Origin of the sequence: Thermodesulfobacterium hydrogeniphilum (assembly GCF_000746255.1) — a bacterium.
Classification (GTDB): Bacteria; Desulfobacterota; Thermodesulfobacteria; order Thermodesulfobacteriales; family Thermodesulfobacteriaceae; genus Thermodesulfobacterium; species Thermodesulfobacterium hydrogeniphilum.
The window spans coordinates 37,766-61,179 of sequence record NZ_JQKW01000013.1 but is presented as its reverse complement, the minus strand read 5'-3'; the positions used below and the strand labels follow the sequence as shown (position 1 = coordinate 61,179).

The window sequence follows — 23,414 nt, the reverse complement described above, 5'->3', positions numbered from 1 at the left end:
TATTTTAGAATAATCCTTTAACCTTTCCTGTTTCTAAATCCACATCTATTCTTCTATAAGCTGGATCTGAATCAGTTCCTGGCATAAGATTGATATCTCCTGCTACTGGAACAATAAATCCAGAACCTCTATAAATAAGAACTTCTCTTACCCTTAATTGCCATCCCTTAGGCACTCCTTTTTTACTTGGATCATCTGATAAGGATAAATGAGTTTTAACCATACAAATGGGCATTTTTCTTAATTCAGGATCTGATTCAAGATATTTGATTTTTTGTTCTGCATCTGGAAGATAAATAACTCCATCTGCTCCATAAACTTCCTTAGCAATTTTTTCAATTCTATCCTTAATAGGTTCATCTAATTCATAAAGAAATTTAAAATCTGAAGGTTCATTACAGGCATCTATAACTGCATCTGCAAGTTCTAAAGCTCCCTCGCCACCTTTTAACCAATGGTCAGAATAAGCCACTCTTACTCCAGCCTCTTCACAAATTCTTTTTACTAATTTCACTTCATTTTCAGTATCAGCATAAAATTTATTAATACAAACCACAGGAGTAGCTCCACTCTTTTTAACAATATTTACACAATGCAAAAGATTTTCGCATCCTTTTTCTACCCATTCTAAATTTTCTTCTAAGTATTCCTTGGGAATTGGTGCTCCTGGTTTAGGAATTGGTGCTCCACCATGACATTTAAGAGCTCTAATAGTAGCTACAATAACTACTGCATCAGGTTTTAACCCAGAAAGTCTGCATTTAATATTCCAGAATTTTTCAAAACCTATATCTGCAGCAAATCCAGATTCTGTGACTATATAATCTCCTAATTTAAGGGCTACATAATCTGCAATAATAGAACTTTGTCCTATAGCAATATTAGCAAAAGGTCCAGCATGGACTAACATAGGTTGTCCTTCCAGAGTTTGCATTAAATTTGGATTAATAGCATCTACTAACCAGGCAGTCATAGCTCCAGCTACTTCTAAATCTTCGGTAGTAATAGGATTGCCAAACTTATCAAAGGCAACCACAATCTTTCCAATCCTTTCTCTAAGGTCTTTTAAATCCTTAGCTACAGCTAAAATAGCCATAACTTCAGAAGCAACAGCGATCCAGAATTTACTTTCCATAGGATAACCATCCTTTTTACCTCCAAGTCCTATTACAATATGTCTTAAAGCTTGAGCACAAAAATCTATAACCCATCCCATTTCAACTCTTTTAGGATCTATATTAAGTCTTTTTAATCCCTTTTTAGCCAGAATTTCATCATTATAATTTGCTTCATGTTGCATTCTTGCTGTTAAAGCCACCATAGCTAAATTATGAGCATTCATAACAGCATTTATATCTCCTGTAAGCCCCAAAGAAAACTTATCTAAAGGAATTACTTGAGCTAATCCTCCTCCTGCTGCACTTCCTTTTATATTGAAAGTAGGACCTCCAGAGGGTTGTCTGATAGTTCCTATGACATTTTTTCCTCTTTTACCAAGGCCCTCTACCAATCCTATTAAAGTAGTGGTCTTCCCCTCTCCTAAAGGAGTAGGCGTAATAGCTGTTACATCAATATATTTCCCATTTTGTCTATCCTTTAATCTTTCTAATACTTTTTTATAATCTATTTTGGCTACATAATGACCATAAGGTAATAACTCCTCTTTTGTTAATCCCATCTCTTCTGCTAATTGATAAACTGTTTTCATACTTTTTTCAGCTTCATAGGCTATTTCCCAATCTTTCATCTTGGTAGGATCTAATTTCATAATCCACCTCCTTTTGAAATTGTATTTTCAATAATAGCAATTCTCATACCTAAAATATACAGCTCGTAACCTTTTCTTAATAAGTAAATATTACTTTTAAAAAATTTTTGTTATTAAAGGTAAAAATAAAAAATTGAGGAAAAATTCCCTAAAAAATAAAATCTTTTTATTATATTGAGAAATTTTTCCCCAGTTTTCATTTGCTAAAATAGGAAAAATTCTCAATAAAATTAGTATATAACTCAATAAGATAATTATGACATAATTTAAATTTTTTGACAAGGCTTATTTAAAAGATCCTTAATTATAAAAACTACAAACTTAGGTAATTTTATAGAATTTTTTAAAAATTTTAAGATTCTGTATTTTTACTTAACTTGCAGATATGTTTAAAAAGATTTAAATTAAGAATTCTCTTAGCACCTACAAAATGAGTTCTAAAATAATGACTATTTAAGGAATCAATAGCCAATCCCCTTTTTGCAGAACAAAAATGCACAAATTTGTTATTACCTATATAAATGCCCACATGAGAAACATATTTTTTTCTCCTATATTTAGAAAAAAATACCAGGTCACCAGGTATAAGTTCATTTTTATTTACTTTTATTCCAATTCTGAATTGCTCTCTTGAAGTTCTTGGCAAGGAAATACCCAGTTCTTCATAAACAAGTTTAACAAACATAGAACAATCTAAATAACCATTATTTCCGTTACCACCATATTTGTATCTATAACGTCTATATTGTTTGGAAATTTCTAAAAATTTATCTCTAAGTAATTGTTCTTCTTCTTTTCCTAAAACAGATTTTGATAAAAAAAGATTGTGAAATTTTTTAGATAAAGTTTTATCTTCTATTTTTTGTTGATAAGTCAAAGCTGGATTTTTTAAAATAAAAGCTTCTTTAGAATTTTTAGGTATTTTAAGAATTTGTCCCACGAAAATAAAATTATCATTTAAATGATTTATTTTTTTTATAGTTTCAATGGGAACATTATATTTTAAAGAAATAGTATATAAAGTTTCTCCTCTTTTTACTTTATGATTTATTAAGCCAGGAATATTAATAAGCGTGGGTTTAATCACATAAATCTCAGGAATTTTTATTTTCTGTCCAGGTTTTATAAGACCACTTCTAAGATGATTGAGTTTTTTAAGCAATCTAACAGAGGTATCAAACTTTTTAGCAATTTTATATAAATTATCTCCTCGTTTAACTACATAATAAAAATAAGGAAGATTTATTAAATTTTTTTTAGATTCTGCCAGAGTTAATTCAGTTTTTTTTTGAATTCCACCAATTTTCAACCTTTGTCCGGGTTTAATAAGATTACTTTTAAGATTATTAAGTTTTTTAAGCTTTTTGATAGATATATGGAATTTTTTAGCAATATGGTATAATGTATCTCCTTTTTTAACTATATAATAAAAATTATATTGAATATTTTGATTTGACTTGATTTTATTTTTTTGAATAGTTTTGGCTGATAAATTTTTATAAAATATAGAAAAAAGCAAAAAATTTAAAATAAACAAAAAATTTTTGAAAGAATTAGAATTAATCATAATCTAAACCAGGAAAAATTTTAAGAATATTTATACTCAAAAAAAAGGAAAAGTCAATGTAATTTTTAAAAATACACAAAGTTTTAAGATTGCTAATTTAAAAGATTTAGATAGAATAAACTTAAAAACTCAAAAAGGGAGGTAAAAAATGATTCCAAGATATACAAGACCTATCATGGCTAAACTTTGGAGTCCTGAAGAAAAATTAAGAGCTTGGTGTTTAGTAGAGTTTTATGCTTGTGAAGCCTGGTATAAATTGGGTAAAGTTCCTGAAGAAGATTATCAGATAATTAAAGAAAAACTTAAGCCTTATATGCAGGAAGGAGGTTTTAAAGAAGAAAACTTAAAGAGAATTGAGGAGATAGAGAAGGAAACTAAACATGATGTTATAGCATTTTTAACGCATCTTGCAGAGATTATAGGACCCTCTGCGCGTTATTTACATTTGGGTATGACCTCTTCTGATATGCTTGATACTGCTATGGCATGGCTAATGAAAAGAGCTATGGAAATCATTATAGAGGATTTAAAAAGAATTAAAGAAATTTTAAAGGACAGAGCTTATGAATTTAAAGATACTTTAATGATAGGAAGAACCCATGGAATTCATGCAGAGCCTATTACTTTTGGTTTTAAACTGGCGCTATGGTATGAAGAAATGAAAAGAAATGAAAAAAGATTGGAAAACGCTTTAGAAAATATTTCTTATGGAAAAATCTCAGGGGCAGTGGGGACTTTTGCTCATGTTCCACCAGAAATAGAGGCTTATGTTTGTGAAAAGCTTGGTTTGAAACCAGATCCTGTTACAAACCAGATTATTCAAAGAGATAGATATGCTGAATATATGGCTTCTCTTGCTATTCTTGGAACTACAGTAGAAAAAATTGCTACAGAAATAAGACATTTACAAAGAACTGAGGTTCTTGAGGCAGAGGAATATTTTTCTCCTGGACAAAAGGGTTCTTCTGCTATGCCTCATAAAAGGAATCCTATTCTTTCTGAAAATCTTTGCGGTTTGGCAAGACTTTTAAGAGGTTATTTAATACCAGCTCTTGAAAATGTAGCTCTATGGCATGAAAGAGATATAAGTCATTCTTCTGTAGAAAGAGTAATTATTCCTGATGCTACTACAGTAGCTGATTTTATGTTAGTAAGACTTGAAGGATTGCTTAAAAAATTGATGGTTTATCCTGAAAGGATGGAGAAAAATTTTAATTTGTTGAGAGGTTTGATTTTTTCTCAACAAATCATGCTTGCTCTTACAGAAAAGGGTATGACAAGAGAAGAAGCCTATAAGATAGTTCAGGAGATTGCTATGAAGGTCTGGCAAGATGAGACACTTAATTTTAAAGACCTTGTTTTGCAGGACAAAAGGATTTTGAAAGTTCTTTCTCAACAAGAGATTGAAAAGGTCTTTGATGTGAAGTATTATTTAAAAAATATAGACAAAATATTTGAGAGGGTCTTTTCAGATTAATGATTTTAAAAGTTGTTGCAGGTTTATTTAAAAAAAATGGAAAGGTTTTACTTGTAAGAAGGCCTTTTAATAAAAGAAGAGGAGGGCTTTGGGAATTTCCTGGTGGTAAAGTTGAAAAAGGGGAAACTTTGGAAGAGGCTATAAAAAGAGAATTAAGTGAAGAGCTTGGTGTAGAGGTTAAGGTTAAAAAATTGCTTGATAAAATCAGACATAGATATCCCGAAGGAGAGATAGAACTTTATTTACTTGAAGTTGAAAGTGAGGGGGAGCCCAAACTAAAAGAAGCTATAGAAAAGAAATGGGTAGATCTGGAGGAGGCTGAAAGGTTGGAGCTTTGTCCTGCTGATAAAAAACTTCTAAAGAATCTGAGGGCTTGTAAAAAACAAAAAATAGGGTAATTTTATTTATTAAATATTGGAGGGAGGGCGGTTAGCTCAGGGGTAGAGCGCCATCCTCACACGGTGGATGTCGCAGGTTCGAATCCTGCACCGCCCATTTTCCTCCTTGCTCCCTCTTGATATAAACGGGGGCCAAATTAGACCAAAAGGAGGGGATTTATGGTAGAATTGTGGAGACCTGTTAAAAGAATTCGTAAATGGGAAACCCTGTTTATTATTCATCCTGATCGTGTTTCAGAAAAAGATCAGGTTTTAGAAAAAATTAAAGAAATCGTTGAGTCCAAAGAAGGAGGAATTTTAAAAATTGATGAATGGGGTTTGAGAAAGCTTGCTTATCCAATTGAAAAAAGGAAACAGGGATATTATATTTTGATAGAGTTTTATGGTCTGGCAGATTTACCCAAGGCTTTAGAAGATTTTTTTAGAATTGATGAAAGAGTAATTAGATTTATAATTGTGAAATTAGAGGATAAATATTCTCCTTCTCAAGAAGGAACACAAGAAGCTACTCAGACAGCTTAAATAAAAATTAAAAAGGAGGGAAAAAACAATGGATAATGTTATTATAAAAAGAAGAACTTTCAGCAGAAAGAAATTTTGTAGATTTTGTGCAGATCCAAGTTTAAAGATTGATTATAAAAATCCTGAAGTTTTAAAACCTTTCTTAAATGAAAAGGGTATGATTATTCATAGAAGACAGACTGGAACTTGTGCATATCATCAAAGACAGCTTACAACTGCTATTAAAAGGGCAAGGATTATGGCGCTCTTACCTTTTGTAGCTGATATTGAAATGGAATAATCTTTAAAAGGAGGATATCCAATGGAAGTTATTTTAAGAACTGATATTCCCAAGCTTGGGAAAGCAGGAGATATAGTTAAAGTTAAAGATGGCTATGCCAGAAATTATCTTATTCCTAAAGGGTTTGCTATTCCTGCTAATCAGAAAAATATAAAAGCTTTAGAAAAGCAAAGGAAAATTATTCTGGCTAAAGCAGAAAGAGAAAGAAAGAAACTTGAAAGTTTAGCAGAAAAATTAGAAGGTATTACTCTTACTATATATAGAAAAAAAATTGATGAAGAGAGAATTTATGGATCTGTAAGTGCTTTAGATATTGTAAATGCTTTGAAAGAACATGGTATAGAACTTGATAAAAAATATGTAGATTTAGAAGAACCGATTAAAAGTTTAGGATCATTTGAGGTTCCTATAAAATTAAGCAATGACAAAGTTGTGAATATAAAAGTAGAAGTATTAGAAGAAAAATAAAAATTTAAATGCCTTCTAATAAAAAAAACAAGAAAAGTAAAGGAGATCAATTGGGGGAGGTTTTTCCCCCAGAACTTTTACCACCTCAGGACCTTCAGGCAGAAAAGTATATATTAGCCAGTATCTTTGTTGATCCCTCTTCTATTGTTAAAATTATAGATTTTTTAAAACCAGAAGACTTTTATTCTTTAGCACATCGTCTTATTTATTCTGCTTTTTTAGCTTTATTTGAAAGAGATGAACCTATAGATATTGTTACAGTCCATAATGAGCTTGAAAAAAGAGGAGAATTAGATAAAGCTGGTGGAGTAGTTTATCTTACAGAAATAGTAGGGCTTCTTCCTACATCTGCTCATATTTTACATTATGCTAAAATAGTCAAAGAAAAAAGTATTTTAAGAGAAATTATAAAAATTAGCCAAGATCTTATTTATCGTGTTTATTATTCAACAGAAGACTCTCATGAGCTTTTAAGTTATGCTGAAAAGGCTTTTTTTGAATTATCTAATTATGGTAGAAAGGATAGCTTTTCTCCTTTAAAAGATGTCGTTAAGGATACTATTAGATATTTAGAGAATATTTATCAAAGAGGAGATTTAATTACAGGAATTCCTACAGGATTTTATGATTTAGATAGAATGACAGCAGGACTTCAGAAGGGTGATCTTATTGTTATTGCAGCTCGTCCAGGAATGGGGAAAACAGCTTTAGCTTTAGATATTGTAAGGAATGCCTGTAAACAAAGTAATATTGGTGCTGCTGTTTTTTCCTTAGAGATGAGTAAACAACAGCTTTGTGCCAGAATGCTCTGTGCAGAAGCTAAAGTGAATTTTCAGAAATTTAGAACAGGACAACTTGATTCTCAAGAATGGCAAAAAATAGCTCAAGCTGCTTCAACTTTAAGTCAGTTATCCATCTATATTGATGAAACACCAGGGATTAATATTTTAGAAGTAAAAGCTAAAGCTAAAAAATTATTAAAAGAAATTCCTTTGGGTCTTATTGTTATAGATTATTTGCAATTGATGAAAGGCTTAGAAAGGAAAGAGAGAAGAGAACAGGAAATTTCAGAAATATCCGCAGGACTTAAGGCTTTAGCCAAAGAATTAAATGTTCCTGTTATTGCACTTTCTCAGTTAAATAGAAAAGTAGAAGAACGTCCTGATAAAAGACCTCAACTTTCAGATCTTAGAGAATCCGGAGCTATTGAACAGGATGCAGATGTGATTTTGTTTATTTATAGAGATGATTTTTATAATAAAGAAAGTCCAGAAAAAGGTATAGCAGAAATCATTATAGGAAAACAAAGAAATGGTCCTATGGGTACTGTTAAATTAGCATATTTTTCTCAATTCACCTCTTTTGGCAACTTAGAAACTTCAGGGATATAAATAATTATTTCTTTACAACTAAAATAGGAACATTAGAATTTGCAATTATTTTTTGAGCTATACTTCCAGTAAACTTTTTACCTGTCTCTTGATTTGCACCTATGGTAAGAATAGTAGCTTCTATATCCTTTAATTTATTTGTTATTATTATATGAGGCTCTCCTTTTTCTATAAAAATTTGTGGTTCAAGCCCAAGTTTTTGAATTTTTTCTTTTATAGGAGTTATTTCTTTTGCTATTTCTTCTGTTAGCATATTCATAATTTCTTCTGCTCCCACAATTAATTCTGGAGGTAGATGTATTACAGAAATGATAGCTAAGTCACCATTATAAGCTTTAGCCAATTTTCCGGCTTTTTCAACTGCTCTATTTCCATGCTCAGATAGATCAGTAGCAGCTAAAATTTTCTTGAAGGAGATCTGAGAATTTCTCGGGACTAACAAAAGATCTACAGGACTTTCATTGATAAGCCTGGTAGCTGTGCTACCAATCAATATTTTTTCAAAAGCTGTAATACCTCTGCGTCCTAATATAATAACATCACACCCTTCTTTCTTAGCAGTTTCAATAATTTTTTCGTAAGGCTCACCTTCTTCAAGAACAGTTTTTATAGAAAGATCTTCATCTTCAGCCATATCTTTGGCTACTTCTAAAGCTTTCACATAAGGTTTTCTTGCTAACTCCGTAATATGACCAAATATAGAAAGAGAACTGCTTAATCCTTTAACAGGTGGAATAACACTAATTACACTAACTTCAGCTTGAGTTTCCTTAGCAAATTTTAAAGCCTCTTCCACAGCATGTGCACTTGATTCAGATCCATCAGTAGCTATTAAAAATTTCTTATATTTACACATAAGCACCTCCCTATGCTTTTATTTAAGGTCTAAATTTTTTTAATAATTATACTATTTAAAAAAATATTATAAGAATTTTATTCTTGATAGTCAAGGAAAATTTAAAGTATAAAGTTTAAAGGAATTTTGAAAAGAATGAAATTATAGGAAATATTTACAAATTAAGATAATAATTTATTATTTTATCAATAGTCTGATGATTAGCTGTAATCCAAAAAACTAACTTATTTTTATAAAAAACAGCATGGTTTTTACCAAGTCCGGAAAAGAAATAAATTAAAGTATGACTAATTTCTTTTTCTTGGAAGTTATAAAAAGGGCTTTTACCTTTTAAAATTTTTTCCATCATTATTTCTGTTTGTTTTTTACCTTGAGAAGATGTAAAAGCTTCAGATACCCAAATTATGGCTTTATTTTGATGAGTATCTTTATAATAAGCAACCCAGGCTTTTTTGACTTGAATAGGTTTACCATGTAATCTATTAACCATATTTATAGCTGCGTTACCTTTAATAAGTTTTACGAGATGCAAATTTGAAAGAGTTTGAGGAAATAAAATATAACTTTTAGGTTGATGTTGACAACTTATAAAAAGAAAGAGGCAAATAAATAAAAAACTGTAGAAGAGAAAACAAAATAAATTTCTCATTATATCTTTCTAACTATTAATTAATGTATAAAAAATATAGAAAATAATTAAAAAACGCCCCCAACGGGATTCGAACCCGTGTCTCTGGCGTGAGAGGCCAGTATCCTAGTCCACTAGACGATGGGGGCATCTTTAATTAACATTTTATAAAATAAACTAATCTAAAGAAAAGTCAATCCCACTTGTATTTTTTTAAAAAAGGAGTATCTTTAATCTTAAAGTAAGAGGAAATATTCTCCTATAGTTCAGGTTAACAGCTTCTCAGTTGTTCTTGTTAAGAGAATTTTTCCTCCAAAAAATTAACTAATAGAGGAGGTATTTTTTATGTCAGTGCAATTTTTTCAAGATTTAAGTATTTCTAATTTAACCTTAGCTTCTTTAAAAAAGATGGGATATAAAGAACCTACAGAAATTCAGGCTAAGGCTATTCCTTTGATTCTTCAAAGAAAGGATCTTATAGCACAGGCTCAAACAGGAACAGGTAAAACTGCAGCTTTTGGTATTCCAATAGTTGAGATAATTAATTCCAAACAAAGAAAAATCCAAGCTCTTATTCTTGTTCCTACCAGAGAACTTGCTATGCAGGTAACAAAAGAAATAAAGGATATCGGAAGATTTAAAAGAATTTTTGTTTTAGCAGTTTATGGAGGCAAATCTATTCAGCGTCAAATTGATTTTTTGCAAAAAGCAAGAGATGTGGTAGTAGTTGGTACCCCAGGAAGAATAAAAGACCTTATTAATAGAGGACATTTAAAATTAAATCATGTAAGAATACTTGTTTTAGATGAAGCTGATAGAATGTTTGATATGGGATTTATAGAGGATATAAGAGAAATTATAAGCCATTTGCCAGAAGAAAAACAAAATTTGCTTTTCTCTGCTACCATGCCTAAGGCAGTACTTAATCTTGCTAAAGAATTTTTAAATCCTGAATTTGAAATTATTAAAGTCAACCCTGAAGAAATAGTAATAGATAGGATTAAACAAATGGCTTATAAAATTAAGACCCAGAATAGATTTTTAAAATTAGTAGAAATTCTTAAAGAGTATGGGGATATTAAAACTATAATTTTTACTCAGACTAAAAAGGTAGCTGATGAAGTAGCTTATAAGCTTAAAAATCAAGGTTTTAAATCCTCATCTATTCATGGAGATTTTTCTCAAATAAAAAGGGAAAAAGTTTTAAGAGATTTTAAGGCTGATGAATTTAAAATTTTAGTTGCTACAGATATAGCAGCCAGAGGACTTGATATAAAAGGTGTAGATCTTATTATTAATTATGAGATTCCCAGAGATCCAGATAGTTATATTCACAGAATAGGAAGAACCGGAAGAGCTGGAAAAAGGGGATTGGCTATTTCTATATTTTCCTATGCAGAAAATAAATATTTTAGAAATATTAAATCCAGAACCCAAGCAAATATAGAGTTAATTTTGTAAATAAGAGAGAAGAACTTCTGAGGTGGGGGTATTTGCTTTTAAAAAATCTGAAATAGAACCTTGGAAAAGTAGATGCCCACCTTTTTCTCCTCCCTCAGGTCCAAGCTCTACAACCCAGTCTGCACATTTTATTAATTCTAAATTATGCTCTATTACTACTACAGTATGCCCTTTTTCTATAAGACCCTGCAAAACATTTATTAATTTTTCCACATCCTTTATGTGAAGTCCTGTAGTAGGCTCATCTAAAATAAAAAGAGTTCCAGTTTTAGAGGATTTTACAAACTCCTTAGCAAGTTTTATCCTTTGAGCTTCTCCTCCTGAAAGAGTAGGACTGGGTTGTCCGAGAGTTAAATAATCAAGCCCTATCTCACAAACTGTGTTCAATTTATGTTGTATAGAGGAAAAATTAGTAAAAAATTCAGCTGCCTCTGCAAAGTCCATATTTAATATATCTGCAATATTTTTACCTTTTAAGAAAATTTCTAAGGTTTCTGGATTATATCTTTTCCCCTGACAGTACTCACAAAGTTGATAAACCTCAGGTAAAAATTTTATTTCAACTTTTATATATCCCTGACCTCTACAATAAGGGCATTGTCCTTCAGAAGTATTAAAAGAAAAACGTCCTTCTTTATAACCTCTTTGTTTAGCTAAAATAGTTTGAGCAAAAACTTTTCTTATATCTGTGAAAACACTTATATAAGTAGCAGGGGTAGAACGAGGAGTATTTCCTATAGGAGAATGATCTACTAAATAAACCCTCCTTATTTTCTCAAAATTTTCAATCTCTTTTACTCCGATTAATTCAGATTTAGATTTTTCTAAAAGCCTTTTCAAGTTTTCAAAAAGCACATCGCAAACTAATGTAGATTTTCCAGAGCCAGAAACTCCTACTACTACAGTTAAGGCATTAATAGGAAAGGAAACATCTACATTTTTAAGATTTCTAAGATTAGCTTTTTTTAAAGTAATAAACTCCTTAGGTTTTCTATTAAGACTTTTAAGAATCTTTCTGGTTTTATCCTGTAAAACCTTAGCAGTTTCTGAATTTTTGCAATTTAAAAGCTCTGAAGAAGGACCTGCGAAAATAACTTTTCCTCCTTTTTTACCACCACCAGGTCCAAGATCTATTACAAAATCACTTGCAAGAATGGTATCTTCATCATGCTCTACCACTATAACAGTATTTCCTTTATCTCTCAAAGTTTTTAAAACTTCTATTAGTTTAGCGTTATCTTTGGGATGAAGCCCAATAGTTGGCTCATCAAGAATATAAGCTACTCCTGTAAGATTACTTCCTATCTCAGCTGAAATCCTTACCCTTTTAGCCTCTCCAGAAGAAAGAGTATCTGCTGATCTTCCAAGAGTAAGATATCCTACTCCTAATTTAATAAGATATTCTAAACGCGAAATAATTTCAGTTACAAGTTCTTCTGCCAGAAGTTTTTCTTTTCCTTTTAACTTTAAGCCTGTTAAAAAGTCTTTTACCTTATAAATGTCTAATTCACAGAGTTCAGGAAGAGAAAGTCCGTTAATTCTATAATAAAAAACTTCTTTTTTATATCTGCTACCTTTACAAATAGGACATATCTCATTTTCTATTCTTCCAAGTCCTTGACAGCTTTGACAGGCTCCTATTTTAGAATTAAAAGCAAATAAAAGAGGATCTGGTTCTGGAAGACTGATTCCACAACTTGGACAGGTTCTTTTCTGGCTAAATAAATATTCTTTGTTATCTAAAAGTAAAATAGCTTCCCCTTTCCCTTCTTGCAAAGCTTTTAAAAACAAATCCTTAAAAGTTTGTTTATTAAAATTATTCAACTTGCCTAAAACCACCTCTATAGTATGTTCTTTAAACCTTGATAAAGATGGTATAGGAGGGATTTTATAAAAAGTTCCATCTATTCTTACCTGATGATAACCTGAGTTTAAAAGCTTTTCAAAAAGATTTCTGTAGATTCCTTTGCGATACTTTATTAAAGAAGCAAGAATAGTAATTTCTTCTACTTTTTTATTTTTTATTAAATCTAAGGCTATTTCAAAAAGTTCTTCCGGGGTATGAGGCTTTAATTCCTGATTACACTTTGGGCAAAAAGCTTTGCTTATTTTAGCATAAAGAAGCCTTAGATAAGGAAGAATTTCGGTTACTGTGCCTACAGTAGAACGAGGGGATAATTCTCCTGATCTTTGTTCTAAGGCTACTGTGGGGGGAATTCCTGAGATAAGGTCATAATCTATTTCTTCATAAAGTTTTAAAAACTGTCTTAAATAAGCAGGTAGAGTTTCAAGAAAACGCCTCTGTCCTTCTGTAAAAAGGACATCAAAAGCAAGAGTTGATTTTCCAGAACCAGAAACACCGGTTATAACAATAAATTTTTCTCTTGGTATATCTAAATTTATGTTTTGTAAATTATGATGTCTTATACCTCTTAGTTTTATATAAGGCTCTTCATAGGTATATTCTCTTAAAATTTTAGCTTTTTCTTTAAGATTTAAGCCTTGTAGATATTCTTTTAAATAATCAGAAGTGAAGCTTTTTCCTTTTTCAAGTTTTATAAAATCTGAAAGAGATCCTTCAAAAATGAGATACCCACCTTTTTCTCCTCCTTCAGGCCCAAGCTCTATAACCCAGTCTGAAGCTAAAATTATTTCAGGATTGTGTTCCACTATAACAATGGTATGCCCTTCCTCTTTCAAAAATTTTAAAGCAGAGATAAGATTAGATATATCTTTTAAATGAAGGCCTACTGTGGGTTCATCAAGTAGAATTAAAGCTTTTTCTTTTTTTATTTGAGATAAGATCTCTGCAATTTTAAGCCTTTGTGCTTCTCCTCCTGAAAGGGTAGATAAAGGTTGACCAAGTTTTAGATATCCCAGTCCTAATTTTTTCAAAATTTCAAGATGCTTTTTTATTTGAGTATGACTTCCAAAAAATTCTAATGCAGAATCTACAGTTAAATCAAGGATTTCTGCAATATTTTTGCCTCGCCATTTAATCTCAAGCACTTCTTCTCTAAATCTTGTCCCCTTACAAACCTCACAGGGGATTACAAAATCTGATAAAAATTGCATTTCTACAATTTCAAATCCCAGCCCTTTACAGGCAGGACATTGAGCTAATTCTGAATTAAAAGAAAAAAAAGTTTCTGGATAACCATATTTTTTAGCAAGAGGTGTACTGGCAAGAAGTTTTCTAATAAAAGGAAGAATATTTATATAACTTGCTATAACAGATCTGGGAGACTTAGCTAAAGGTTCCTGTGTAAGAAAAAGTACCTGTGAAATATGCTCTATCCCCTCTATTTTTTTACAATTTTCAAACTTTAATTCATTTTTATAGGCATTGATTCCTTTATAAATAATTTCTTCTAAAAGAGTAGATTTACCAGAGCCAGAAACTCCTACAATAGAAGTTATACAGCCTAAGGGTATAGAAAAAGAAATATTTTTGAGATTATACTTTTTTGCTCTTTTGAAAATTAAATTTTTTTTAGATTTTATTTGAGAAGGGAAAAAGGTTCTTTTCGAACTTACTAATTTTAAAGCTTCTGCTGTAGGAGTATCTTTTTTAAAAATATCCTTAGGAGAACCTGCATGCAAAAGATATCCACCCTTTTCTCCACCTTGAGGACCAAGCTCTATTAAAAAATCAGCCTGTGTAATTATCTCTGGATCATGTTCTACTACCACTACTGTATTTTTTTGAGATACTAAATTTTCCATAAATTTTAAAATTCTGCGTGTATCACGAGGATGAAGTCCTGTAGTAGGTTCATCTATGAGATAAAGTGTTTCTACCAAATCAGAGGACAAAGCTCTTGTTAGAAGGCATCTGCTGGCTTCTCCGCCTGAAAGGGTTCTGCTGGTCCTATTTAAAGTAAGATAGGAAAGCCCAACCTCTTTCAAATAAGAAAGTCTTTTTAAAATTTCCTTAGCCAGTCTTTCTTCTGCAGGAAGTTGATTTTTAGCAAGAAAAGATTCTATAAATTTTTTAGCCTTTTCTATTTCTAAAGCATAAAAATCTCCTATATTTAAATTATCTATATAAAAATAAAGAGCCTGAGGATTAAAACGAGAACCCTTACATAAAGGACAAATAATTTCTCTTCTTAGTTTTGATAAAAGAATTCTTATATGAGATTTATATTTTTTACTTTCCAGCCAATTTATTACTTCTTTTAAACCATACCACTCATTTTCACCATAAAAAATTTTTTCTTTTATTTCTTCAGGTAATTTATAAAAAGAAGTATTTATAGAGATATTTAAGCGTTTTAAATAATCCAAAAGATCTATTTTTACTTCTAACATAAAAGGATAATCAAGAAGAGGTATAGCACCATCTTTTATAGATTTTTCAGGATGTTTTACCAATGATTCAAAATCAACCACCAAAAGATTTCCAAAACCTTTACATTCCGGACATGCTCCTTGAGAGGTATTAAAGGAAAAAAGATTAGGAGTTTTTAAAGGAACTTTAAAACCACAATCAGGGCATATTAAATCTCGGGTATAATAAATTTCTTCTCCATAAATAGTTCTTATTTTCATCTGGCTTGAAATCTTAAAAGCCTGTTCTATAGCTGAAACAAGAGATGATAGATCTTTTTCAGTGGGTTTTAATCTATAAATAACAAGCTCTATTTCCTCCTGATCTGGTGGTTTTTCTATTTCATCAATCTCACAGACCCTTCCATTTAGAAAAATTCTGCTAAATCCAGAAGAAAGAAGACCTTTTTTTAAATATTCAAAGCTTGTTTTAATCTTTTGAGGAGCAATTAGATAAAGAGGGATATTTTTGAATTTTTGTATAATTTCCTTAGCAATAGAATGGGGATCTTTTACCTGGATATATTTATTGCAATTTGGACATTTTGGAATACCAGCTTTATAATAAAGCATTTTGGTAAAATGGCTTATTTCTGTAAGAGTAGCAACTGTTGAACGAGATGTTTTAATGTAATTTCCTTGAGGAAAAGCTAAAGAAGCAGGGATATTATGAACAGCCTTTACCTTAGGTTTAGGGAGTTTTTCAAAGAATTGTCTTACATAAGAAGAAAAAGTTTCTAAATATCTTCTTTGTCCCTCTGCATAAAGAGTATCAAAAACTAAGCTTGATTTTCCTGCCCCAGAAACTCCGGTAACAACAATTAATTTATAAAATGGAAGTTCAAGATCAAAACCTTTTAAATTATTTTGAGAGATTTCAAAAAGTTCAATAAATCTTTCTTTAGATGTAGACACCTTAGTTTAATTTTTATTCTCCTCTAATTTTTTCTATTCTTTCTTGAGCTTTTTTACATTCTATGCAAAGAGTAGCTTCAGGACGTGCTATAAGTCTTTTTTCATCAATTTCTCCGCCACACATTTCGCAAATTCCATAAGTTCCGTCTTCTATTTTCTTTAAAGCCTTTTCTATCTTTTTGAGAAGTTTTTGTTCTCTATCTCTTAATCTTAATTTAAAAGTAAGATCACTTTCTTGAGAGGCCTGATCTACAACATCAGGTAAAGGTTCTGAAACTTCTGTTAATTCCTTTTTTGTTTCAATAACCTCTTTTAAAATTTGTTCCTTTTTTTTAAGCAGAAGTTTTTTAAAGAATTCAAGTTTTTCTTTATCCATGCAATCCTCCTTTTTTGGTTATTCAAGGATTGTTTCTCCGCTTTTTCCGCCGGATTTATAGATAAGGCGGATATTATTTATTTTTATACCTTTATGGAGGGATTTACACATATCATAAATAGTAAGAGCAGCTACTGAAACAGCTGTAAGAGCTTCCATTTCAACACCAGTTTGAGCTACAGTTTTCACCTTCCCTATAATTTCTAAGGAATATTTTTCTGGAAGAAAATTGAACTCTATATCAATCTTGGTAATTGGTAAAGGATGACATAAAGGGATAAGCTCTGAAGTCTTTTTAGCAGCTAAAATTCCAGCAACTTTAGCACAGGCCAAAAAATCTCCCTTAGGTACATCTTGAGAAAAAATTTTAGGATAAATTTCCTCTGGGAAGATAATTTCTCCTTTAGCAATGGCAACTCTTTCAGTAAAAGTTTTTGGACTAATATCAACCATATGAAGTTTTCCATCTTTGTCAAGATGAGAAAATTGATTCATTATTTACTTCCAAAAATAAATTTTTTCCAGAATCCCTCTTTTTTCTTTTTTTGATAGGATTCTAAACCATTTTTAAAATCTTCTAAACCTTCTACTTGAGCAAATTTTTTAAGAAGTTTTTTACCCTCTTCACCAACTTTTTTAGGAAGTTCTACTTGCACTTTTAAAATAAGATTTCCTCTTTTTCCTGTTTTAGGATCAGGTAATCCTTTATTTTTTATAACAATTTCATCTACTGGTTGAGTTCCAGCAGGAATTTCTACTTCTACTTCTTCTCCAAAATAGGGGATTGTAATTTTATCTCCTAAAATAGCTGAAATAAAATTTATTTTTAAATTTCCTATTATATCTGATTTATTTCTATAAAAATAAGGATGAGGTTTAATTTTAACTCTGATATAAAGATCGCCTGGTCTTCCACCAAAAAGACCAGCTTCTCCTTCACCTGGTATTCTTAAAATAGTTCCATCTTCTACCCCAGCAGGTATAGTGATATTTAATTTTTTCTTTTTCCAAATTCTTCCAGAACCTTTACAATGAGAACACTTTTCTACATAAATAGTCCCTCTTCCTTTACAATCTGGACAGGTATAACTTATTCTAAAGAATCCTTCGCTATAAGTAACTCTTCCTTTTCCTTTACAGGTCTCACAGGTTTTAACCCCTTTTTCAAGATCATATCCTAAACCACCGCAATATTCACAAGCTTCCAATTTTTCTACTTCTATTTCTAATTTTTTATCCTGAAAAAGATCTTCTAAATCTAAAACTATTTCATAAGAAAGGTCTGCTCCGTCTCTGGGTCTGGTTTGGGATTTTTCTTCAAAAGAAAATCCAAAAAAATCTTCAAAAATATCAGAAAAAGTTTTAAAAATATCAGAAATATCTTCAAATCCACTATATCCAGAGGATTTTAGTCCAGAATAACCATAATTATCGTATATAGCTCTTTTTTCGGGATCAGAAAGAACTTCATAGGCTTCAGAAATTTCCTTAAATTTTTCTTCAGCCTCTTTATCTCCTGGATTTTTGTCAGGATGATATTTGAGAGCAAGTCTACGATAGGCACGTTTTATCTCTTCTTGAGTAGCATTGCGTGGAATACCTAAAATTGCATAATAATCTTTATAAGCCATTTTTATTTATTAGTTCCTTTTTGTTTTAAAATTTCAGAAATTTCATAAGGGGAGGTAACTCTTTCTTTTTTCATCAAATCTTTAATATTTTCAGGGGTTACGAATCCTGCAGCAATTTCTCTCAGAGCTAAAACTACTTCTTTATTGTCACATTCAATAAGAGGTTGGGCTCCTTCTCTTAATTGTTTAATTCTTTCTATGGCTAAATGAATTAATTTAAATCTACTTGGAACTTTTTTTAAACAATCTTCTACAGTTACTCTTGCCATTTTTTCACCCCAAGAGAATTTTTTTAATTTTAAACTGCAACTACTTCAGTAACTTCTGGAACTTCTTTTTTTAGATACCTTTCAATTCCCATTTTTAAAGTCATAGTTGCCATAGGGCAAGATCCACAGGCTCCTTTTAATCTAACTTTTACTATACCATCTTCCGTTACATCTACTAATTCAACATCTCCTCCATCAGCCTGTAACATAGGCCTTACTTTAGCTAAGGCTTGTTCTACAGCTTCTTTAATCATAAAACCTCCTTTATTAAAATTTTATATAAATTTAATACAAAATTCCTTGACAGCAAGGTTTAATTTTTATAAAATATTTTTTTATCTAAAATGATTTAAATTTATAAAGGAGGCTTTTAAATGAGAAGTGACAAGGCAAAAAAGGGTATTGAAAGAGCTCCTCATAGATCTTTATTTAAAGCTTCAGGTTTTACAAATGATGAGTTAAAACGTCCTCTTATAGGAGTTGCTAATTCTTTTAATGAAATAATTCCTGGACATATTCATTTAAGACAAATTGTAGAGGCAGTAAAGGCAGGTATAAGGGAAGCTGGAGGGGTTCCTGTAGAATTTGGAGTTATAGGGGTTTGTGATGGAATTGCCATGAATCATGAAGGGATGAAATATTCTCTACCCAGTAGAGAAATTATTGCCGATTCTATAGAAATAATGGCTCAAGCCCATGCTTTTGATGGTTTAGTTCTTGTTACAAGTTGTGATAAAATTACTCCTGGTATGCTTATGGCAGCTTTTAGAGTAAATATTCCTTCTATTATTGTAGCAGGTGGTCCTATGCTTACTGGTTTATACAAAGGTAAAAAAGTAAATCTTATTTCTGTTTTTGAGGCTATAGGAAAAGTTAAAAGAGGAGAGATGAGTGAAGAAGAATTAGCAGAGTTGGAATCATGTGCCTGTCCTACCTGCGGATCTTGTGCTGGTATGTTTACAGCTAATTCTATGAATTGTCTTTCTGAGGCAATAGGTTTGGCACTTCCTGGTAATGGTACTATTCCTGCTGTTTTTGCTGATAGGATTAGACTTGCCAAAGAAACAGGAAGAAAAATTATGGAATTGGTTAAGAAAAATCTTACTCCAAGAAAATTAATCTCTAAAAAATCCTTTGAAAACGCTATAGCTGTAGATATGGCTTTAGGATGTTCTACTAATACAGTTTTACATCTTATGGCTATTGCTCATGAAGCTAAAGTGGATCTGGATTTAAAAACTTTTGATGAAATTTCCAGAAAAACACCTGTTCTTGCTAAACTTATTCCTGCAGGTGATCATAGTGTAGTTGATTTGCATTTTGCAGGGGGAATTCCTGCAGTAATGAAAGAACTTTCTAAGCTGGGGATTATTCATTTAGATGTTAAAACAGTTACAGGAAAGACCCTTAAAGAAAATTTGAAAAACGCCGAAATTTTAAATAGGGAAGTTATAAGATCTGTAGAAGAACCTTATGCTAAAGAAGGAGGAATAGCTATACTTTATGGAACTTTAGCTCCAGAAGGAGCAGTGGTTAAAACCAGTGCAGTTCTTCCTAAGATGCTTAAACATACTGGACCTGCTAAGGTTTTTGATTCAGAAGAAGAAGCTTATAAGGCTATACTTGATAAAAAAATAAAACCAGGAGATGTGGTAGTTATAAGATATGAAGGTCCAAAGGGCGGTCCTGGTATGAGGGAAATGCTTTCTCCAACATCTGCTATTATAGGAATGGGATTAGGAGATTCAGTAGCCCTTGTCACTGATGGGAGATTTAGCGGTGGGACTCAAGGAGCTTGTATAGGGCATGTTTCCCCAGAGGCAGCAGAGGGAGGTCCTATAGCTTTAGTAAAAGATGGTGATATTATAGAAATAGATATTCCAGAAAGAAAACTTGATCTTAAAGTTTCTGAAGAAGAATTGGAAAAAAGAAGAAAAAAATGGAAACCTAAGAAGAAAAAATTAGAAGGAATTTTAAAAAAATATCATATTTTGGTAAAATCAGGAGCTAAAGGGGCTATTTTAGAATGAATTTTTTTGCCCTTTTAGGAAAAGCTTTTTTAAAAGTTATTTGTGATTGTGGTGGAATCTTTATTTTCTTTTTACAAAGCTTTTTTTATTTTTTTACCCGTCCTTTTCGTATAGGACTTCTTATTAAATATATGGAATTTATAGGAGTAAACTCTTTTTTAGTAGTATTCCTTACTTCTCTTTTTTCAGGAATGGTTACAGCTTATCAGGTAAATATTGCTCTTGCTAAGGTTGGTTCCCAGAGTGTTCTTGGTGGAGTGGTGGCTTTAACTTTGACCAGAGAACTTGGGCCAGTTTTAACTGCAGTTGTAGTTATTGCAAGAGCTGGTTCAGCTATCTCTGCAGAACTGGGAAGCATGAGAATTACTGAACAGATAGATGCTTTAAAAATAATGGCTGTAAATCCCATTCAATATCTTGTGAGTCCAAGACTTTGGGCTGGTATTTTAGTTTTACCACTTTTAACTGCTATAGCGGATTTAGTAGGAATTGCTGGAGGTTACATTGTTGGAGCTTTTTTGGTTCATATTGATCCTGGTATCCTAACTGCAAGAATGATAGATATGGTGGAATTAAAGGATATAATGAGTGGAATATATAAATCAATTTTTTTTGGAGCATTTTTAGTAACAGTTTGTGGATATAAAGGATATTATGCTTCTGGTGGAGCAGAAGGGGTGGGTAGAGCTACTACAGAGGCAGTTGTAATATCTACTGTAGGGATATTAATATCTGATTATATTTTAACTACTATATTTTTCTAAAAGACTATGATTAATATAAAAGATCTTAAAAAAAGTTTTGATGGATTTGAAGTTTTAAGAGGTGTTAACCTTATTATCCCTGCTAATCAAATTACTTTTATTATGGGACAAAGTGGAACAGGAAAAAGTGTTCTAATAAAACACATTGTAGGTCTTTTAAAGCCTGATAGTGGAGAGATATGGTTCGATAATCAAGATATTACTAAACTTTCTGAAAAGGAATTACAAAAAATTAGAAAAAAAATAGGTTTTCTTTTTCAGGAAGGTGCTTTATTTGATTCTATGACAGTAAAAGAAAATGTAATGTTTCCTTTAAAAGAGCATTTTAAAATGTCAAAAAAAGAAATAGAAGAAAAAGCAGAAGAGCTACTTTCTGTAGTTAATTTATTAGAGGCAAAAGATAAATATCCTTCTGAATTATCTGGAGGAATGAGGAAAAGAGCTGCTTTAGCAAGAACCTTAGCTCTACAGCCTCAAATAGTTCTATTTGATGAGCCTACTACAGGGTTGGATCCTATTTTACAGGTTTCTATAATGGAATTAATCAAAGATTTGAAAGAAAGGTACAGTTTAACCTGTGTGGTAATTAGCCATGATGTACCCCTTGCGTTCAAATTTGCAGATAGGATCGCCTTTCTTCATCAAGGAAAAATTCTTGTAGAAGGGACCCCTGAGGAAATAAAAACTATAGATGAACCTTTTATAAGAAATTTTATAGAAAGTGCTTTAATATAGGGGGGATGAAAATGACCATAAGAAACTCTACCGAAATAAAGGTTGGGATTTTTGTTTTTATAGGTCTTTTGGCGCTTTTTTATTTGACTTTTAAACTTGGTGAAGAAACTTTTACCACCAAGGATACCTACAAACTTTATGCTGTATTTGAAAATGTTTCCGGGCTTACAAAAGGTGCTAAAATAGAGATGGCTGGAGTTAATATAGGTAAAGTAGGTGATATAGAATTAACTCCTGATGGCAAAGCCAAAGTAGAGTTAATTATTTATAAAAAATATAAAATTCAAGATGATGCAGAGGCTTATATAAAAACCTATGGTGTTTTAGGAGATAAATTTGTGGATATTAAACCTGGTAAATCACAGCATTATTTAGAAGCTAATTCTATAATAGCAAAAACTCATAGTCCAATTTCTATGGATGATATTTTGGCAAGTATAGGCCCTACACTGGAGGGTTTAAAAGAATTGTTAAGTACTGAGGAAGGAAAGCAGAATTTAAAAGAGTTAGTATCCAATGTAAAAGAAATTTCTAAAAGTTTCAAAATTATTGCTGAAAAAATAGAAAAAGGGCAGGGAACTCTGGGTAAACTTATTAATGATGATACACTTTATAAAAATCTTACAGCTTCTACAAAGAGTTTAAAACATATAGCTGAACAAATAGAAAGTGGACAAGGAACCTTAGGAAAATTAGTAAAAGATGAACAACTTTATAAAAAATTAACACAGACTGTAGCTAATTTGGAAAATATTTCTGAAAAATTAAAAAATGGAGAAGGGACTCTTGGTAAGCTTATGACAGATGATAAACTTTATAGAGATCTGAAAGCGGTCTCAAGTGGTTTAAAGAGAATGATAGCTAATATTGAACAGGGTAAAGGAACCCTTGGTAAACTATATAAAGATGATTCTTTATATATAGAAGCTAAAAAAACTCTTAGAAGTGTCAATAGAGCAGCACAGGGTGTAGAAGAACAGGTGCCTATAACTGTTTTTGGTACAATAGCAGGAGCTGCTATGCAATAACTATAATTCAAAAACTGCTTTTACTTTAAACTTTTTTGTAGCTGGAAATGCTTTTATTTTTAAACTATAGGTTTTTTCTAAACTCTGGATAATATTTAATAAATCTTCTTCACTTTTGCTGATTATAGTAAACCAAAAATTTAACTTATGTTCTCTTAAATAGGCATGGGTTATTTCTGGAAGTTCTGCAATTTTATAAGCTATATCTATTTTATTTTCTGGAATAGAAGTTGCACATAAACAGGTAGTATATTTTAACTTATGAGAATTGATAGTGGCTCCGAAGTGTCTAATAATATTTTTTTCTTTTAATTGTTTTAAATAATCAATTATTTCTTTTTCTGAGAGTTTAAACTTTTTAGATAAAACCTGAAAGGGTCTTGGATGCAAAGGAAAATTGTCTTGAATATAATTTAAAAGCTTTTTAAATTTTTCTTTTTTTGGGTTTTCTGACATTTTTAATTTGTTTCTCTTTGCAGGTAATAAATTTATGATAATATAATTTCTAATATTTCCAA

General features: G+C 31.1%; 22 protein-coding genes and 2 tRNA genes. 12 read left to right on the top strand and 12 right to left on the bottom strand.

Annotated features, from left to right (window positions below; genetic code table 11):
• Window positions 1–4 precede the first annotated feature (4 nt).
• Both CC87_RS07780 and CC87_RS08780 read right to left on the bottom strand, forming a co-directional pair.
• Entirely contained in the window at window positions 5–1,768 is a 1,764-nt protein-coding gene (locus tag CC87_RS07780; RefSeq protein ID WP_038057843.1) for a formate--tetrahydrofolate ligase, read from the bottom strand.
• 352 nt (window positions 1,769–2,120) lie between these two features.
• Entirely contained in the window at window positions 2,121–3,287 is a 1,167-nt protein-coding gene (locus CC87_RS08780; RefSeq protein WP_211248412.1) for a C40 family peptidase, read from the bottom strand.
• Between the two features lie 196 nt (window positions 3,288–3,483).
• On the opposite strand from CC87_RS08780, the gene purB reads away from it, so the two are divergent.
• The 7 genes from purB to dnaB all read left to right on the top strand — a co-directional run bounded on the left by purB (window position 3,484) and on the right by dnaB (window position 7,871).
• Entirely contained in the window at window positions 3,484–4,812 is a 1,329-nt protein-coding gene (gene purB / locus CC87_RS07770; protein ID WP_038057841.1) for an adenylosuccinate lyase, read from the top strand.
• The gene (locus CC87_RS07765; protein ID WP_038057840.1) at window positions 4,812–5,210 is read left to right on the top strand and encodes a (deoxy)nucleoside triphosphate pyrophosphohydrolase; all 399 of its coding nucleotides are present in this window, start codon (window positions 4,812–4,814) and stop codon (window positions 5,208–5,210) included. The genes purB and CC87_RS07765 overlap by 1 nt, the downstream gene beginning before the upstream one ends.
• Before the next feature lie 25 nt (window positions 5,211–5,235).
• Window positions 5,236–5,307, top strand: a tRNA-Val gene (locus CC87_RS07760).
• Between the two features lie 62 nt (window positions 5,308–5,369).
• Window positions 5,370–5,732 carry a 30S ribosomal protein S6 gene (rpsF, locus tag CC87_RS07755; protein ID WP_051920767.1) on the top strand — a complete coding sequence of 121 codons (363 nt, stop codon included), beginning with the start codon at window positions 5,370–5,372 and terminating at the stop codon, window positions 5,730–5,732.
• Between the two features lie 28 nt (window positions 5,733–5,760).
• Window positions 5,761–6,012 (top strand): 30S ribosomal protein S18, encoded by a 252-nt coding sequence (gene rpsR, locus CC87_RS07750; protein WP_038057839.1) that lies wholly within the window; start codon window positions 5,761–5,763, stop codon window positions 6,010–6,012.
• Window positions 6,013–6,033: 21 nt separating this feature from the next.
• A complete protein-coding gene (rplI, locus tag CC87_RS07745) occupies window positions 6,034–6,480 on the top strand; it encodes a 50S ribosomal protein L9 (protein WP_038057837.1) in 447 nt (148 codons plus the stop codon).
• 8 nt (window positions 6,481–6,488) lie between these two features.
• Complete coding sequence (gene dnaB / locus CC87_RS07740) at window positions 6,489–7,871, top strand: replicative DNA helicase (RefSeq protein ID WP_084222235.1); 1,383 nt, start codon at window positions 6,489–6,491, stop codon at window positions 7,869–7,871.
• Window positions 7,872–7,875: 4 nt separating this feature from the next.
• Here the strand turns inward: dnaB and CC87_RS07735 are convergent, their stop codons facing one another.
• From CC87_RS07735 to CC87_RS07725, 3 genes are all read right to left on the bottom strand, one after another.
• Window positions 7,876–8,727, bottom strand: coding sequence for a universal stress protein (locus tag CC87_RS07735; RefSeq protein WP_038057835.1), 852 nt, complete (start codon window positions 8,725–8,727; stop codon window positions 7,876–7,878).
• A 154-nt stretch (window positions 8,728–8,881) separates the two neighbouring features.
• Window positions 8,882–9,217 (bottom strand): hypothetical protein, encoded by a 336-nt coding sequence (locus CC87_RS07730; protein WP_156955603.1) that lies wholly within the window; start codon window positions 9,215–9,217, stop codon window positions 8,882–8,884.
• Between the two features lie 214 nt (window positions 9,218–9,431).
• A tRNA-Glu gene (locus CC87_RS07725) sits at window positions 9,432–9,504 on the bottom strand.
• A 196-nt stretch (window positions 9,505–9,700) separates the two neighbouring features.
• On the opposite strand from CC87_RS07725, the gene CC87_RS07720 reads away from it, so the two are divergent.
• Entirely contained in the window at window positions 9,701–10,816 is a 1,116-nt protein-coding gene (locus tag CC87_RS07720; RefSeq protein ID WP_051920765.1) for a DEAD/DEAH box helicase, read from the top strand.
• Here the strand turns inward: CC87_RS07720 and uvrA are convergent.
• The 6 genes from uvrA to CC87_RS07690 are packed head-to-tail and all read right to left on the bottom strand — an operon-like array spanning window position 10,805 to window position 18,590.
• Window positions 10,805–16,063, bottom strand: coding sequence for an excinuclease ABC subunit UvrA (gene uvrA, locus CC87_RS07715; RefSeq protein WP_038057832.1), 5,259 nt, complete (start codon window positions 16,061–16,063; stop codon window positions 10,805–10,807). The two genes, CC87_RS07720 and uvrA, sit on opposite strands and share 12 nt — an antisense overlap.
• A 13-nt stretch (window positions 16,064–16,076) precedes the next feature.
• On the bottom strand, window positions 16,077–16,439 hold the full coding sequence (gene dksA / locus CC87_RS07710) for an RNA polymerase-binding protein DksA (RefSeq protein WP_038057830.1): 363 nt from the start codon (window positions 16,437–16,439) through the stop codon (window positions 16,077–16,079).
• 18 nt (window positions 16,440–16,457) lie between these two features.
• Window positions 16,458–16,937: a cyclic pyranopterin monophosphate synthase MoaC gene (gene moaC, locus CC87_RS07705; RefSeq protein ID WP_038057828.1), complete on the bottom strand. Its 480-nt coding sequence runs from the start codon at window positions 16,935–16,937 to the stop codon at window positions 16,458–16,460.
• Complete coding sequence (dnaJ, locus tag CC87_RS07700) at window positions 16,934–18,070, bottom strand: molecular chaperone DnaJ (protein WP_038057826.1); 1,137 nt, start codon at window positions 18,068–18,070, stop codon at window positions 16,934–16,936. The genes moaC and dnaJ overlap by 4 nt, the downstream gene beginning before the upstream one ends.
• Before the next feature lie 2 nt (window positions 18,071–18,072).
• Window positions 18,073–18,339 carry a DNA-directed RNA polymerase subunit omega gene (rpoZ, locus tag CC87_RS07695; protein ID WP_038057824.1) on the bottom strand — a complete coding sequence of 89 codons (267 nt, stop codon included), beginning with the start codon at window positions 18,337–18,339 and terminating at the stop codon, window positions 18,073–18,075.
• Between the two features lie 29 nt (window positions 18,340–18,368).
• Complete coding sequence (locus CC87_RS07690) at window positions 18,369–18,590, bottom strand: NifU family protein (RefSeq protein ID WP_038057868.1); 222 nt, start codon at window positions 18,588–18,590, stop codon at window positions 18,369–18,371.
• 123 nt (window positions 18,591–18,713) lie between these two features.
• On the opposite strand from CC87_RS07690, the gene ilvD reads away from it, so the two are divergent.
• Genes ilvD through CC87_RS07670 form a run of 4 tightly spaced genes read left to right on the top strand, consistent with a single transcriptional unit; the run spans window position 18,714 to window position 22,896 of the window.
• Complete coding sequence (gene ilvD / locus CC87_RS07685) at window positions 18,714–20,369, top strand: dihydroxy-acid dehydratase (RefSeq protein WP_038057822.1); 1,656 nt, start codon at window positions 18,714–18,716, stop codon at window positions 20,367–20,369.
• Window positions 20,366–21,133 carry an MlaE family ABC transporter permease gene (locus tag CC87_RS07680; RefSeq protein WP_038057820.1) on the top strand — a complete coding sequence of 256 codons (768 nt, stop codon included), beginning with the start codon at window positions 20,366–20,368 and terminating at the stop codon, window positions 21,131–21,133. The genes ilvD and CC87_RS07680 overlap by 4 nt, the downstream gene beginning before the upstream one ends.
• Before the next feature lie 6 nt (window positions 21,134–21,139).
• On the top strand, window positions 21,140–21,868 hold the full coding sequence (locus tag CC87_RS07675) for an ABC transporter ATP-binding protein (protein WP_038057818.1): 729 nt from the start codon (window positions 21,140–21,142) through the stop codon (window positions 21,866–21,868).
• An 11-nt stretch (window positions 21,869–21,879) separates the two neighbouring features.
• A complete protein-coding gene (locus tag CC87_RS07670; RefSeq protein ID WP_038057816.1) occupies window positions 21,880–22,896 on the top strand; it encodes an MlaD family protein in 1,017 nt (338 codons plus the stop codon).
• On the opposite strand, the gene CC87_RS07665 is transcribed toward CC87_RS07670, so the two are convergent.
• Complete coding sequence (locus CC87_RS07665) at window positions 22,897–23,352, bottom strand: Lrp/AsnC family transcriptional regulator (protein ID WP_038057814.1); 456 nt, start codon at window positions 23,350–23,352, stop codon at window positions 22,897–22,899.
• Between the last annotated feature and the right edge of the window lie 62 nt (window positions 23,353–23,414).